This window comes from Sphingomonas sp. HITSZ_GF, assembly GCF_029543155.1.
Classification (GTDB): Bacteria; Pseudomonadota; Alphaproteobacteria; order Sphingomonadales; family Sphingomonadaceae; genus Sphingomonas.
Genome location: NZ_JARQXA010000005.1, coordinates 98091 through 111608 on the forward strand (window position 1 = coordinate 98091; position 13518 = coordinate 111608).

Sequence of the window (13518 nt, forward strand, 5' to 3'; positions counted from 1 at the left end):
AAGACCAGCGCCCTGCCCGCTCACTTGCTCTTGATCTCCAGCCCGGTCCACTTGGCGGCGAAGGCCCAGAGGTCGGCGGCTTCCTCGATGATCTTGTCGGTCGGCTTGCCGGCGCCATGGCCGGCACGGGTCTCGATGCGGACCAGATGCGGTTTGTCGCCGATGGCGGCATGCTGGAGCGCGGCGGTGTATTTGAACGTGTGCCCCGGCACCACGCGGTCGTCGGTGTCCGCCGTCGTCGCCAGGATCGCCGGATAGGCCACGCCCGACTTGATGTTGTGATAAGGCGAATAGGCGTAGAGCGTCTTGAAGTCGGCTTCCTTCGACGGATAGCCGTAATCGTCGACCCAGTAGCGACCTGCGGTGAAGCGGTCGAAGCGCAGCATGTCCATCACGCCTACCGCCGGCAGCGCCGCGGCGAACAGGTCGGGGCGCTGGTTGACCACCGCGCCCACCAGGAGCCCGCCGTTCGAGCCGCCCTGGATCGCCAGCTGGTTCTTGCCGGTGACGCCTTCCTTGATCAGGAACTCGCCCGCCGCGATGAAATCGTCGAACACGTTCTGCTTGTTCTGCAGGCGCCCGCCATCGTGCCATGCCTTGCCGTACTCGCCGCCACCGCGGATGTTGGCGAGGACGAACACGCCGCCCTGCTCCAGCCAGGCCAGCCGCGCGGCGGAGAAGCCGGGGCCATAGGGGACGTTGAAGCCGCCATAACCCCAGAGCAGCGTGGGCGCCGGGCCGGTGGTGGTCTTCTTGCGGACGATGAACATCGGCACCCTGGTGCCGTCCTTCGACGCGTAGAAGCGCTGCTCGACCTTATAGTCCTCGGGCTTGAACAGCAGCTTGGGCGCGGCCCAGGGCGTGCTGACGCCCGTCGCCATGTCGTAGCGATAGATCGAAGTCGGCTCGTTGAAGCTGGTATAGGCGTAGAAGGTCTCGGGATCGTCCGGCTCGCCGCCAAAGCCCGAGGCGGAACCGACGCCCGGCAGCTTGACCGCGCCGAGCGCCTTGCCGTCGAGATCGTAGCGGCGCACCTCGGTCTTGGCGTCGACCAGATAGCTGGTGACCAGCTTGCCGCCGACGATCGCGGCACCTTCGAGCGTCGCCTTGTCCTCTGGGATCAGATCGGTGGTGGCGAGATCGGCCGACGCCACGTCCATCGTCACGACCTTGAGGCGCGGGGCGCCCTTGTTGGTCACCCAATAGAATTTGGTGCCGATATTGCCGGCCAGGCCCCAGCTATTCTCGAGCGCCGGGATCAGCACGCGCGGCTTGATCGCCGGATCCTTCAGATCGATCAGCGATATCCGGTAGCGATCATCGGTACCTTCGCTGGTGGTGATCACCATCCAGCGGCCATCGTCGGTCACCTGGGCATAGTGGCTCCACTTGGGATGGTCGGGCGTCTCGTAGATCAGCCTGTCTTCGCTCTCGGGCGTGCCGAGCTTGTGGAAGAACACCTTGTGGTTCTCGTTGAGCGCCTGGAACTTGGCGTCCGCCGCCACGTCCGGATAGCGCGAATAGAAGAAGCCGCTGCCGTCCTTGGCCCAGGAGGCGGAAAGCGTGAACTTCATGCCATGGACGATGTCGCCGGTATCCTTGCCGGTGGCGACGTCGAGCACCTTGGCGAAGCGCCAGTCGGTGCCGCCGTCCTGCACGGCGTAGAGCAGGTGCTTGCCATCGTCCGAGGGCGCCCATTCGGAGAGTGCGGTCGCGCCGTCCTTCGACCAGCCGTTCGGGTCGATCAGGGTGCGGCCCTCGCCGGCGAGCGTGTCGCGGACGAACAGCACCGCCTGGTTCTGCAGCCCCGAATTGTGCATGTAGAAATAGCGGCCGCCCTTCTTCTGCGGCACGCCGAAGCGCTCATAGTCGAACAGCTGCTTGATCCGCGCCTTGAACCAGTCGCGGCCAGGCAGCGTGGCGAGATAGGCGCCGGTGACCTTGTTCTCGGCATCGACCCAGGCGGCGACTTCCTTGTCGTTGCGCACATCGTTCTCGAGCCAGCGATAGGGATCGGCGACCTTCACCCCGAACTGTTCCTCCACCACGTCGACGCGGCGGGTTTCGGGGTAGCTGAGCTTGGTCACTGGGGTCTCCGGCTGGGTCTGGGCGTAAGCGGGGGTGGCGAGGAGCAGCGGCAATAGCAAGGAGCGGCGCAAATCAGCCTCCGAACAGGGTGGAATGCGCCAACTCTATCGCCGCTGCACAGCGGCACAAGCACCGGTTCCGGCTTCAGGCGAAGCCGACGCCCGTCGTCGCCGAAACCGCCCAGACCAGCACGCCGAGCGGCGCCAGCGCCATGCCGGCCGAAAGCCAGGCGCCGAGATCGGATTGGGTGTTGTTCCTGTTCATGCCGCAGATGTGGGAAGCCGCGGGGCCGGCAAGGAGTGCAGGAAATCTTTCGGCCCCGAAACAAGCACTGCTGGCTAGAGGCGAACCTGCTCCAGCGCCGCGATCTGCCGCCGTACGTCCGCAAGCAGGTCATCGCGCAGCAAGGTGGCGGGCTGGCCCGAAGGCGCCGCGCATTCGACCAGGGTCATCGACTGCTCAAGATCCACGTCCGCCTTGGCGATCGCATAATGGTGACGGTGGACGGCGTCCGGCAAGCGCGCCTGGAATTGCCGGACCAGCTCGAGTGCGGGTGCCAGGATCGTCTCGTTGGGGACGCCCCTGGCAAGCCGGCATAGCGGCTGGACGGTTTGGACGAGTCGACGGGCCAGGCTGCGGAACGCCGCGCTACCGGTGGGGATCGACTCGTGCACCGGCCCGCGATCGAGACGCGGAAGAAGCGCACGCAACGCGGCAAGGCCGCCCGCCACATCCTCGCGCGTCATCTCGACATGCTTTCGGGCAAAGGCGGCGTCGCCGTCGCTCCAGCACCCGCGCTGATACTCCGCATCGGCGCGGGCAATGGCGAGCTGGAACGCGGCGCCGGTCGTTCCCAAACGCGCTTCGAACGCCTTGATCGCTGCGTGCTCGGGTACGAGCAGCGCCTTCCGGTCGAAGCCCGCCGGCGCATCGCAAGACGGCCTGCCGAGCGACACATAGAGCTTGCGCGCGGCCATGCGAAACTTCGCGCTGTCCTCGCTTTCCAGGACGGTGCTGGCGATCGGCTTCGCCTGCGGCCGCGGCTCGGCCACGTTCCCCGGCGTGTCGCACCCGACCAGGGCGACGAGCATCGTCATGGCCAATGCTGCTCTCAAGCGCCCCTCCTATCGGCGGGGATTCTATCCCCGGGGGCAACGACCACCAAACGAAAAGGGCGGCCGCACATTGGTGCGACCGCCCTTCCCTATCTCGATATCGAGGCCGATCAGGCGACGGCGTCGAAATCCTCGTCGACCAGCACCGGGCCCGAATCCTGGCCCTTGGCCGAGACGTCGCGGTCGACGAACTCGATGATCGCCATCGGCGACGCGTCCGAAGCGCGCGGGCCGGTCTTGATGATGCGGGTGTAGCCGCCGTTGCGATCGGCATAGCGGGCCGATAGCACGTCGAACAGCTTCACCAGCTGCGCATCGTCGAGCAGGCGGGCGTGCGCCAGACGACGGTTCGACAGGCCCCCCTTCTTGGCGAGGGTGATCAGCTTCTCGACGTACGGACGCAGTTCCTTCGCCTTGGCGAGGGTGGTGGTGATCTGCTCGTGCTTGATCAGAGCGGCGCTCATGTTGCGGAACAGGGCCGCACGATGGGCCGAGGTACGCTGCAGCTTACGGCCGCCAACGCGATGACGCATGGGTACTTCCTTTTCGTTCGTCAGGGGGCCGTTTCAGGTACCCCTAGCCAGGTGGGACGGAGAGCCACCCAATCAAACCGTCATCCCGACGAAAGCCGGGATCTCATGAAATCCGCCCCCAAGGAGGGCCCGACGCGGGAGTAAATCCCGCGTCGTCGGACGGGATCGGCTTTGCCGACCCGCCGGCCGGGCTTTCGCTGTCTCCGGGTTAGCTTGCGCTAACCCGGTGCAGCTCAGCCCATGATTTCCTGCTCGAGCTTCTTGGCCATCTCTTCGATGTTCTCAGGCGGCCAGCCCGGGATTTCCATGCCGAGACGGAGACCCATCGACGACAGGACTTCCTTGATCTCGTTGAGCGACTTGCGGCCGAAGTTCGGCGTGCGCAGCATCTCGGCTTCGGTCTTCTGGACCAGATCGCCGATATAGATGATGTTGTCGTTCTTGAGGCAGTTCGCCGAGCGGACCGAAAGCTCCAGCTCGTCGACCTTCTTCAGCAGGTAACGGTTGATCTGCGACGCGTCGCCGGCACCGGCATCGGCAGCGCCACCGGCGGCCGGAGCGGCCATGCCGATCGGAGCCGAGCGGGTGATCGCCGAATCGTCGAAGTGGACGAACAGCGCCAGCTGGTCCTGGAGGATGCGCGCGGCATAGGCCACGGCGTCTTCCGGGGTGATCGTGCCGTCGGTCTCGATCGACAGCGTGAGCTTGTCGTAGTCGAGCTCCTGGCCGACGCGGGTGTTCTCGACCTTGTACGAGACCTGGCGGACCGGGCTGTACAGCGCATCGACCGGGATCAGGCCGATCGGGGCGTCCGCCGGACGGTTCGACGCGGCGGGGACATAGCCCTTACCGGTGTCGGCGGTCAGCTCCATGTTGAGCGTCGCGCCATCGTCGAGATGGCAGATCACGAGATCGGGGTTCATCACCTCGATATCGCCCGACACGGCGATGTCGCCGGCCTTCACCTCAGCCGGGCCGGTGGCCGAAAGCTGGAGGCGCTTCGGGCCTTCGCCCTGCATCTTGAGCGCGATCTGCTTCACGTTCAGGACGATGTCCGTCACGTCTTCGCGCACACCCGCCAGCGAGCTGAACTCGTGGAGGACGTTTTCGATCTTGATCGAAGTGACCGCGGCGCCCTGCAGCGACGAGAGCAGCACGCGGCGCAGCGCGTTGCCGAGCGTCAGACCGAAGCCGCGCTCGAGCGGCTCCGCCACGAAAGTCGACTTGCGCTTGGGATCGCCACCGGGCTTCTTCTCGAGGCCGTTGGGCTTCTTGAGTTCCTGCCAGTTCTTAGCGTTGACCGACACGGGCTTTCCTCATGTTGGGCAGGCTGGGGCGTGCCTGCCAGAAATATACTGCAAAGGCCGCGGACCCACCCCTGGGCCCACGGCGAACGCAGGGCTGCCGCTTAGACGCGGCGGCGCTTCGACGGACGAACGCCGTTGTGCGGGATCGGCGTCACGTCACGGATCGACGTGATCTGGAAGCCGACCGCCTGCAGCGCACGAAGCGCCGATTCGCGGCCCGAACCCGGACCCTTCACTTCCACCTCGAGGGTGCGCACGCCGTGCTCGGCGGCCTTGCGGCCGGCGTCTTCGGCGGCGACCTGGGCAGCGTACGGGGTCGACTTGCGCGAGCCCTTGAAGCCCATCATGCCGGCCGACGACCACGAGATGGCGTTGCCCTGTGCATCGGTGATGGTGATCATCGTGTTGTTGAAGCTGGCGTTCACATGAGCGACGCCGGCGGTGATGTTCTTGCGCTCGCGACGGCGAAGGCGCTGCGGTTCACGTGCCATTTTCTTGTCCCTTCCGACCTAGCGCTTACTTCTTCTTGCCGGCGATCGGCTTGGCCTTGCCCTTGCGGGTGCGCGCATTGGTATGCGTGCGCTGGCCACGAACCGGCAGGCCCTTGCGGTGGCGAAGGCCACGGTAGCAGGCCAGGTCCATCAGGCGCTTGATGTTCATCGCGGTCTGGCGACGCAGGTCGCCTTCCACGGTGTAGCCGGCGTCGATCGCTTCGCGGATCTGCAGCACTTCCTGGTCCGACAGGTCCTGGACGCGGCGCTCGGGCGCGATGTCCAGCTTGGCGGTGATCTCCTTGGCCTTGGCCGCGCCAATGCCGTGGATGTACTGCAGCGCGATGACGACGCGCTTGTTGGTCGGGATGTTGACACCCGCAATACGTGCCATGGAATTTGTTCTCCCAGCTCCACGGGGTGCCGCATGGCAGCTCGCACCCCATCTCGTAGCGTTGATCCCGGAATGCAGTGGCACGACGAGCACGCCAAGGCGCCGCCGTGTTACCGATCTTCCGGAAGATGCGCGACATATGCGTCCGCCAGCGCTGAGTCAAGCGCTGCGGGGGGGGCTTTCGCCGGAAACGGACTTATACACCATCCTGCCCCCGCCGCCAAGCAGCGCCCCGACCTGCCGTCCCGCCCTGCGACGTTCAACCGGGCGGTTGCGCGATTCATTGACTCCGTTGACTCGCCACGCATGCGCGAGGGCCGCCTTTGCCGCCCCCTCAGAGAGCAGGCAAAATCCTACATTGCAAGGCTTCTCCCCTCCCTGGAAGGGAGGGGTCGGGGGTGGGTCGATATACGCGATACGGCGGACGCGAAGCTTGTGCTTCAGTATCGCCAAGCCTCCACCCACCCCTAACCCCTCCCTTCCAGGGAGGGGAATAAGGTCAGCTCTCGGACGAGAGCCGGTATCCCGCCCCGCGCACCGTGTGAAGGATCGGGGCCATCCCCTCCTCCAGCTTGCGGCGCAGGCGGCCGATATGGACGTCGACCACGTTCGAGCCGGGATCGAAGCGGCAGTTCCACACATGCTCGAGCATCATCGTGCGGGTGACGACCTCACCGGCATGGCGGGCGAGATATTCGAGTAGGTGGAACTCGCGCGCGACCAGCGGCACGGGGCGCCCCGCCCGGCTGACGGTGCGGCTGAGCAGGTCTATCTCGAGATCGCCGACGCTGAGCCGCGTCGCGGCGGCTTCGGCGGCGCTGCGCTCGGCACGACGGAGCAAGGCGGCGATGCGCGCGCGCAGCTCGGCGAGCGAGAAGGGCTTGGCGAGATAGTCGTCGGCGCCGGCAGTGAGCCCGGTGACCTTGTCGTCCACCGTGCCGAGCGCGGAGAGCATGATCGCCGGGGTGCGCAGCCCCTGGGCGCGCAGCGCGCCGAGCAGCGCGAGGCCGTCCATGCCGGGCAGCATGCGATCGAGAATCCACAGATCGAAATCGCCCTGGGCGGCGAGGTCCAGCCCCAGCCGGCCATCGGCGCAGACCGCCGCATCGTGGCCGGCGGCGCCAAGCCCGCGGAGCACGAAGTCCGCCGAAGCGGGATCGTCCTCGATGATCAGGATCCGGGAGGGTCGGCCGACGGACAAGGGGGTGTCCGCCGGCCGTTGCGTCGGTGCCAGGGCAGCACCGGCGACTTCGGGTCGCATGCCGCTTACCTTGCGCTCTTCCCGGCGGGCTCGGCCTGGACAGGGGCAAACGCCAGGCAGGGCGCCGCAGCGCGGATCGCGGGGGCGGCGATCGGGGCTGGAGCCGGGAAGAGCAACGGGGCAAGCCGCATGCTGAAGACCTCACATCCGCAGCCGGCGTTGCTGCCGGCTACAGGTCTTCTGATAGGCGCCGGGGGTGCTCCGGGCGGTGGCCGGGGCATGACAAAAAGGTAATGTTGGGGGACCTCAAAATTCCTCCCCCAGCTTGTCTGGGGGAGGGGGACCATTCGCGCAGCGAATGGTGGAGGGGCGGCGCGGCACGCGCCGGTATCCGGCGCACCCCTCCACCACCGGCTTCGCCGGCGGTCCCCCTCCCCGAGACAAGCTCGGGGAGAATTGATTGGCTACCGCTCCGCCGCCGCCTTCAGCCCGGCAGCCTGCTCCCCGAGCACCTTGTCGACCATCGGCGCGATCCGGGCCATGCCGGTGCCGCCGCTGATCGCATATTCGACGGTGAGCGCTGTCGACTTGCCGTCCGCGGCAGGCTCGAGCGTGTAGGTCATCACGCCGGCGACCGGCATCGCCTGGAACGGCCCGAGCGCACCGCTCAGGCGCAGCAGCTTGTTGGGCTGGACGAAGATCGCGCGCATATGCTCGACCCCGCCGCCGCCCGGCAGCTTCTCGCACCAGCAGCCGCCCGGACGCGCATCGAAGGCGAAATTGGCGGAGTCGCCCGACCAACTATGTGCCGCCGCCCACCAGGAGGCAGGCGCGATCAGCGCCGCCCAGACCTTGGCCGGCGGAGCGGCGACGGTGAGCTTCTGCGTGACGGTGAAGCTGGTTTCGGTGGATGCGGTGACTTCGGCAGCGGCGGGCGACGCCGCGGCAAGTGCCAGCATTGTCAGCATATGGGCCTTCATCTTCCCCTCCCTCGTTCGAGGCGGGGCGATCATAGCGCGCAGAGCAGCATTCCAGAAGCGGCGGCCACCCTGCGCGGCACTTCGATCTCGATGCGATCGGCCAGCGTGCGGGCGCGGGAGAGATAGTGGAGCGTGCCGTCGAGATAGGCCTGGAACGACGATGCCCGGACATGCTGGGCATCGACGAAGCGGCGCAGCGCATAGGGGCTGGCGCCGGGCGGATTGAGCCCCTCGTCCACCAGCGTCGCCGAGCGCACGCCGCTGGCCGCGAGCAGCGCGGGCGCGGCGGGGTGGAAGGTGCCGCTCGGATAGCAGAAATGCTCGGCCGGCGCGGCGCCGGTCGCGGCGACCAGCGCGGCGCGGTTCGCCTCGATCTCGGGCACGAGCTGCCCGATCCGCCCGGCGACGTCGATATGGCGATGGGTGTGGAGCTGGATATCGAGCCCGCGGGCATGGGCATCGGCGATCTCGTCCTGCCCCATCAGGTGGAATTGCCGGCATCCGAGCCAGGCCTCGTCCACGCCGAGCCGGTGGCCATAGGCGCGCAGCGCGTCGAGCCGCTCGCCTTCCGGCAGCGCGTCGATCCAGCGGATCATCGCGCGGCGATCCTGCCCCGCCCGGCCCGAGGCGGCGATCAGATAGTCGACCGCGACATTGACCACCGGCAGCGCCCGTCCGGCATACCAGGTGGTGGCATAGAGCGTCGCCGGCAGCCGGTGCGCCTCCAGCACCGGGAGCATGTGGCTGTGCGTCGAGGCCCAGCCATCGTCGATCGTGATCACCACCGCGGCGCGGGGCAGCCGATCGGCGGCGAGCCGCTCGACCGCTTCGCCGAGCGGCAGCACCGGCAGGCCCGAGCGCGCGAGCCGGGCCATGCGATCGGCGAACAGATCGGGCGTCATGAACAGGCAGTTGCCGAACGGCTTGCCGGGGGCGAGCCAAAGCCCGTGATAGCAGAGGATGCGCAGCTGGCTGCCCGTCGTGCGGCGGGCGAGCGCCGACAGGCCGGTAAGGCCGGCAGCTCTCAGCAAGGCGCGCTTGGGCAGCATGAAACGACAAATCCCCCGACCGGCCTGGGTGCCGGAACCGGGGGATCGTGACTCCTGCGTGCTTAAGCAGGGGTTAGAGCAACAATATATTACAAAGGCTCAGGAGATAGCACGCGAAGGGGACATCGAGTCCTCGGGAGCAGATCGTCACTCCGGACTTGTTCCGGGGTCCACCAAGCCGCACCGACTGGGCAAGCGCCTCGCTCCCTCGGCCAGCCCCAAACAGAAAAGGCCGGGCATCACGCCCGGCCTTTCCCAAATCCCTGAGGTCCCGAAGGATCAGGCCTTGCCGTCGAGGATCGCGTCGATCTGGCGGCCGACCTCGGCGATGTCGGCCATGCCGTCGACCTTCTTCACCAGGCCCTTGGCCTCGTAGAAGGGCAGGATCGGCGCGGTCTTGGCGCGATACTCGGCCATGCGGGTGCGCACGGTCTCGGCATTGTCGTCCGGGCGGCGCTTGAACTCGTGATGGCCGCACACGTCGCACGTGCCCTCGACCTTGGGCAGCTTGAACTTGTCGTGATAGCCCTCGCCGCAATTGGCGCAGGTGAAGCGGCCCTCGACACGCTCGACCAGCGCATCCTCGTTCACTTCGAGCTCGATGACGAAATCGAGCTTGCGGCCGCGCTCGGTGAGGAGCGCGTCGAGCGATTCCGCCTGGGCGGCGGTGCGCGGATAGCCATCGAAGATCGCGCCGTTCAGCGTGTCTTCCATGTCGAGCCGCTCGCCGATGATGCCCGAGACGATCGCGTCCGAAACCAGCTCGCCCGCATCCATCACGGCCTTGGCCTGGATGCCGGTCGGCGTGCCCGCCTTGACCGCGGCGCGCAGCATGTCGCCCGTCGACAGCTGCACCATGCCGCGCTCTTGCTCGAGCCGCTTCGCCTGGGTGCCCTTGCCGGCTCCCGGCGGGCCCAACAGGATGATGTTCACTAAGCCTATCCCCTCAGTTTCGGCTATGTCGGGCCGCGCTCAGCGCGCGCGGCCCTTCAGCTTCGCCTTCTTGATCAGGTCGCCATACTGGTGCGCCAGCAGGTGCGACTGGATCTGCGTCACCGTATCCATCGTCACGTTGACGACGATGAGCAGGCTGGTGCCGCCCATCAGGAAGGGCACGCTCATCGACGAGAACACTGCTTCGGGAACGAGGCAGATGACCGTCAGATAGGCTGCGCCGATCACGGTGATACGCGTGAGCACATAGTCGAAATAGAGCTCGGTGTTCTTGCCGGGGCGGATGCCCGGGATGAACCCGCCATAGCGCTTGAGGTTCTCGGCGGTCTCTTCCGGATTGAACACCACGGCGGTGTAGAAGAAGGAGAAGAACACGATGCCGAGGCCATAGAGCGTCATGTACACCGGCGAGCCATGGCGCAGCCAGGTGTTCAGGTTGATCACCAGATCGCTCCACCAGTTCTCGCCCGCGGTCATGTTGCCGGCGAACTGGGTGACGGTCAGCGGCAGCAGCAGCAGCGACGAGGCGAAGATCGGCGGGATCACGCCGGCGGTGTTCAGCTTGAGCGGCAGGTGGCTGCGCTCGGCCTGCACCCCGCGCGCGGTCTGGCGCTTGGGATACTGGATCAGGATGCGGCGCTGGGCGCGCTCCATGAAGCAGATGAACAGCACGAGCACGGCGACGCCGACCGCGATGGCGACGAGGGTGAACCACTCGCCGCGGGTGCGGCCGCCTTCGAAGAGCTGGGCCAGCGTGATCGGCAGGCGGGCGACGATGCCGGCCATGATGATCAGCGAGATGCCGTTGCCGATGCCGCGATTGGTGATCTGCTCACCGATCCACATCAGGAACATCGTGCCGCCGACAAGGCTGACCACCGCGCCGATGCGGAAGATCATGCCCGGCTCGACGACGGGCTGGAGGCCCTGCGACGCGCCGAAGGTCTCGAGCCCGGCGGCGATGAAATAGCCCTGCACCGCAGTGAGCGCGACGGTGCCGTAGCGGGTGTACTGGTTCAGCCGCTTGCGGCCGCTCTCGCCTTCCTTCTTGATCGCGTTGAGCTGCGGCGACAGCGAGGTCGCGAGCTGCACCACGATCGAGGCGGTGATGTAGGGCATCACGCCGAGCGCGACGATCGACATGCGGTTGAGCGCGCCGCCGGTGAAGTTGTTGAAGAAGTCGAGCACGCCACCCGCGGTCTGCTGCGCGAGCAGGTTGAGCTGGGTGGGGTCGACGCCCGGCAGGGGCACGTAGCTCAGCATGCGGAAGACGATCAGCGCGCCGAGGGTGAACCACAGGCGCTTCTTGAGATCGGTCGCCTGGGCGAACTTCGCCAGGTTGATGCTGGAAGCAAGTTGATCGGAGGCGGAGGCCATATTGTCTTAGGTCCCGGAAACAGAAACGGCGGATGAGCGTTTCCGCCCCCCGCCGCTCATATAAGTCTTAAGCCACGAAGGGCAATGCGCCCTCGCCCGACACCGGCGTTTGCCACTTTCCCGTCACCCCGGCGAAAGCCGGGGTCTCAGGCCGCTGGCGCACGCGCGTTGCACGAGATCCCGGCTTTCGCCGGGATGACGCTCAAGCCTTGGCGGCGGCCTTCTTGGCGGCCTGGGCGGTGCGGTGCTTGGCCTTGTGCTTCTCGGCAGCCGGCACGATCACGGGGATCGTCACGGTGCCGCCGGCCTTCTCGACCGCCTCGACCGCGCTCTTCGACGCGCCGGCAACGGTGAAGTTCAGCTTGGCCTTGAGCTCGCCCTTGCCGAGCAGACGGACGCCGTCCTTGCCGCCGCGGGTCAGGCCCGCCGCGTTCAGCTCGGCCTGGGTCAGGTCGGTCGCGGTCAGCTTGCCCGAGTCGATCGCCTTCTGGATCGCGCCCAGGTTCACCTCGGCATAGTCCTTGGCGAAGATGTTGTTGAAGCCGCGCTTCGGGATGCGCATGTGGAGCGGCATCTGGCCGCCCTCGAACCCGTTGATCGAGACACCCTCACGGCTCTTCTGGCCCTTCTGGCCACGGCCGCCGGTCTTGCCCTTGCCCGAGCCGATGCCGCGGCCGACGCGGATCTTGCGGTGGCGGGCGCCCTGGTTGTCGGTGAGTTCGTTAAGCTTCATGATCGTGCACTCGCTTTCGCTTTTGTCGCGCGTTGAAAGGAAGCGGGGCCCATAGCGGCGAGCCGGGGCTTTGTCACCCCTTGATTTTCACCGACTCCGCCGGACCAAGCAGGGCCAGCCGCAATTGGTGGCGCAGGATCGCGGTATGCCGTTCGGTGACGCGCGAGAAGAGCCAGGCGGCGGCGAGCGTCGCGGCGAAGATCAGCGCGACCACGGCCAGGCCGTGCGCATCCGGCGTGAGGCGCGCTGGCGGAGTCAGCGCGGCGGCGAGCAGCAGTGCCAGCGGGAAGTGGATGACATAGAAGGAATAGCTCGCATGCGCCCCGTAGAAACCCAGCGCGCGCACCAGCCCGAGCCGGGGCGGCACGACGAGGCACAGGCCGAACAAGGTGACTGCGAAGGTCAGCGCGATCGGTATCTCGACATCCGGGATGTCGGTGGCGACGCGGCTCAGCACCAGGGCGACCGCAAGCCCTGCCCCGCCGAGCAGGAGAACGGTCCATCCCAGCGCCCGCCTGCCGATCTTCCGCGTGGTGCAGGCCCAGCGATAGGCGAAGAACAGCCCCGCGCCGCACAGCCAGGGCACGAAGCGCAGGAGCATCGCCGGCGCCGCCAGGCCGACGACCAGGGTCACCAGCATGATGCTGGCCCGCCGCCGCGCGAACAGCAGCCACAGCGCCGGGAACCAGATATAATACCAGAATTCGTAGGCGAGGCTCCACAAGGGGCTGTTCGATCCGAACACCGGCGCGGCAACCGCCTGGAGGAAGACCAGATTGGCCAGCGCCACCCGCGGCGTCAGGTTCTCGGCCAGATCCCTGGGCACCGTCAGCGACTGGCTGGCGCCGCTGTAGATCGGCGCATGCAACAGGTAGAGGCCACTCAGGTCGCAGATCGCGCCCAGCGCCAGCGCGGGTACCAGCACGATCGCGAGCCGCGAATAGCGGTCGATCATGTAGCTGGTCCAGAATTTCGGCTCATCGACGCGGCGCACCGCCGATCCCGCGATCCAGAAGCCGGACAGGACGAAGAACACCATCACGCTCTGATGGCCGAAGCCGGTCAGGAAATAGAAGGCGCGGAGCAGCACCCCCGGCGACTGCACCGCCTCATAATCGACCAGGGCGAGGTTGCGGATGTGCGAGATCGCAACGGCCGCGGCTGCGACGAACCGGATCGCGTCCATATAGACGAAGGCGGCGCGTTCATCTGCGTCAGGGGCCTCCGGCATCGTTGCTCTACCCCGTACGCGATACCTACCGACACGGGCGCAGCGATACGGCCGCCAGCGCGCCT

At 66.9% G+C, this 13518-nt stretch carries 13 protein-coding genes; all 13 read right to left on the reverse strand.

What is annotated here, in order from left to right; all coding sequences use genetic code 11:
- Positions 1–20: 20 nt before the first annotated feature.
- A complete protein-coding gene (locus P6144_RS14620; protein ID WP_277768545.1) occupies positions 21–2159 on the reverse strand; it encodes a prolyl oligopeptidase family serine peptidase in 2139 nt (712 codons plus the stop codon).
- Positions 2160–2426: 267 nt separating this feature from the next.
- Positions 2427–3185, reverse strand: coding sequence for a hypothetical protein (locus P6144_RS14625; RefSeq protein ID WP_277768546.1), 759 nt, complete (start codon positions 3183–3185; stop codon positions 2427–2429).
- 128 nt (positions 3186–3313) lie between these two features.
- Positions 3314–3736 (reverse strand): 50S ribosomal protein L17, encoded by a 423-nt coding sequence (rplQ, locus tag P6144_RS14630; RefSeq protein ID WP_277768547.1) that lies wholly within the window; start codon positions 3734–3736, stop codon positions 3314–3316.
- A 233-nt stretch (positions 3737–3969) separates the two neighbouring features.
- On the reverse strand, positions 3970–5043 hold the full coding sequence (locus P6144_RS14635) for a DNA-directed RNA polymerase subunit alpha (protein ID WP_277768548.1): 1074 nt from the start codon (positions 5041–5043) through the stop codon (positions 3970–3972).
- Between the two features lie 101 nt (positions 5044–5144).
- On the reverse strand, positions 5145–5534 hold the full coding sequence (rpsK, locus tag P6144_RS14640; protein ID WP_157025218.1) for a 30S ribosomal protein S11: 390 nt from the start codon (positions 5532–5534) through the stop codon (positions 5145–5147).
- 25 nt (positions 5535–5559) lie between these two features.
- Positions 5560–5928 carry a 30S ribosomal protein S13 gene (gene rpsM, locus P6144_RS14645; protein WP_277768549.1) on the reverse strand — a complete coding sequence of 123 codons (369 nt, stop codon included), beginning with the start codon at positions 5926–5928 and terminating at the stop codon, positions 5560–5562.
- Positions 5929–6427: 499 nt separating this feature from the next.
- Entirely contained in the window at positions 6428–7129 is a 702-nt protein-coding gene (locus P6144_RS14650) for a response regulator transcription factor (RefSeq protein ID WP_277768550.1), read from the reverse strand.
- Between the two features lie 464 nt (positions 7130–7593).
- Positions 7594–8109 carry an SRPBCC domain-containing protein gene (locus P6144_RS14655; protein WP_277768551.1) on the reverse strand — a complete coding sequence of 172 codons (516 nt, stop codon included), beginning with the start codon at positions 8107–8109 and terminating at the stop codon, positions 7594–7596.
- A 29-nt stretch (positions 8110–8138) separates the two neighbouring features.
- The gene (locus tag P6144_RS14660) at positions 8139–9158 is read right to left on the reverse strand and encodes a polysaccharide deacetylase family protein (protein ID WP_277768552.1); all 1020 of its coding nucleotides are present in this window, start codon (positions 9156–9158) and stop codon (positions 8139–8141) included.
- A 279-nt stretch (positions 9159–9437) separates the two neighbouring features.
- Entirely contained in the window at positions 9438–10091 is a 654-nt protein-coding gene (locus tag P6144_RS14665) for an adenylate kinase (protein WP_277768553.1), read from the reverse strand.
- A 39-nt stretch (positions 10092–10130) separates the two neighbouring features.
- Positions 10131–11489: a preprotein translocase subunit SecY gene (secY, locus tag P6144_RS14670; RefSeq protein ID WP_277768554.1), complete on the reverse strand. Its 1359-nt coding sequence runs from the start codon at positions 11487–11489 to the stop codon at positions 10131–10133.
- A gap of 202 nt (positions 11490–11691) precedes the next feature.
- Complete coding sequence (rplO, locus tag P6144_RS14675; protein ID WP_277768555.1) at positions 11692–12222, reverse strand: 50S ribosomal protein L15; 531 nt, start codon at positions 12220–12222, stop codon at positions 11692–11694.
- Between the two features lie 73 nt (positions 12223–12295).
- On the reverse strand, positions 12296–13453 hold the full coding sequence (locus P6144_RS14680; RefSeq protein WP_277768556.1) for an acyltransferase: 1158 nt from the start codon (positions 13451–13453) through the stop codon (positions 12296–12298).
- Positions 13454–13518 lie beyond the last annotated feature (65 nt).

Bases quoted from the DNA above. Each gene is read 5' to 3' on its own strand.
- rpsM (WP_277768549.1), bottom strand. From the start codon at position 5,928: ATGGCACGTATTGCGGGTGTCAACATCCCGACCAACAAGCGCGTCGTC.
- secY (WP_277768554.1), bottom strand. From the start codon at position 11,489: ATGGCCTCCGCCTCCGATCAACTTGCTTCCAGCATCAACCTGGCGAAG.
- rpsK (WP_157025218.1), bottom strand. From the start codon at position 5,534: ATGGCACGTGAACCGCAGCGCCTTCGCCGTCGCGAGCGCAAGAACATC.
- rplQ (WP_277768547.1), bottom strand. From the start codon at position 3,736: ATGCGTCATCGCGTTGGCGGCCGTAAGCTGCAGCGTACCTCGGCCCAT.
- P6144_RS14660 (WP_277768552.1), bottom strand. From the start codon at position 9,158: ATGCTGCCCAAGCGCGCCTTGCTGAGAGCTGCCGGCCTTACCGGCCTG.
- P6144_RS14625 (WP_277768546.1), bottom strand. From the start codon at position 3,185: ATGACGATGCTCGTCGCCCTGGTCGGGTGCGACACGCCGGGGAACGTG.
- P6144_RS14680 (WP_277768556.1), bottom strand. From the start codon at position 13,453: ATGCCGGAGGCCCCTGACGCAGATGAACGCGCCGCCTTCGTCTATATG.
- rplO (WP_277768555.1), bottom strand. From the start codon at position 12,222: ATGAAGCTTAACGAACTCACCGACAACCAGGGCGCCCGCCACCGCAAG.
- P6144_RS14655 (WP_277768551.1), bottom strand. From the start codon at position 8,109: ATGAAGGCCCATATGCTGACAATGCTGGCACTTGCCGCGGCGTCGCCC.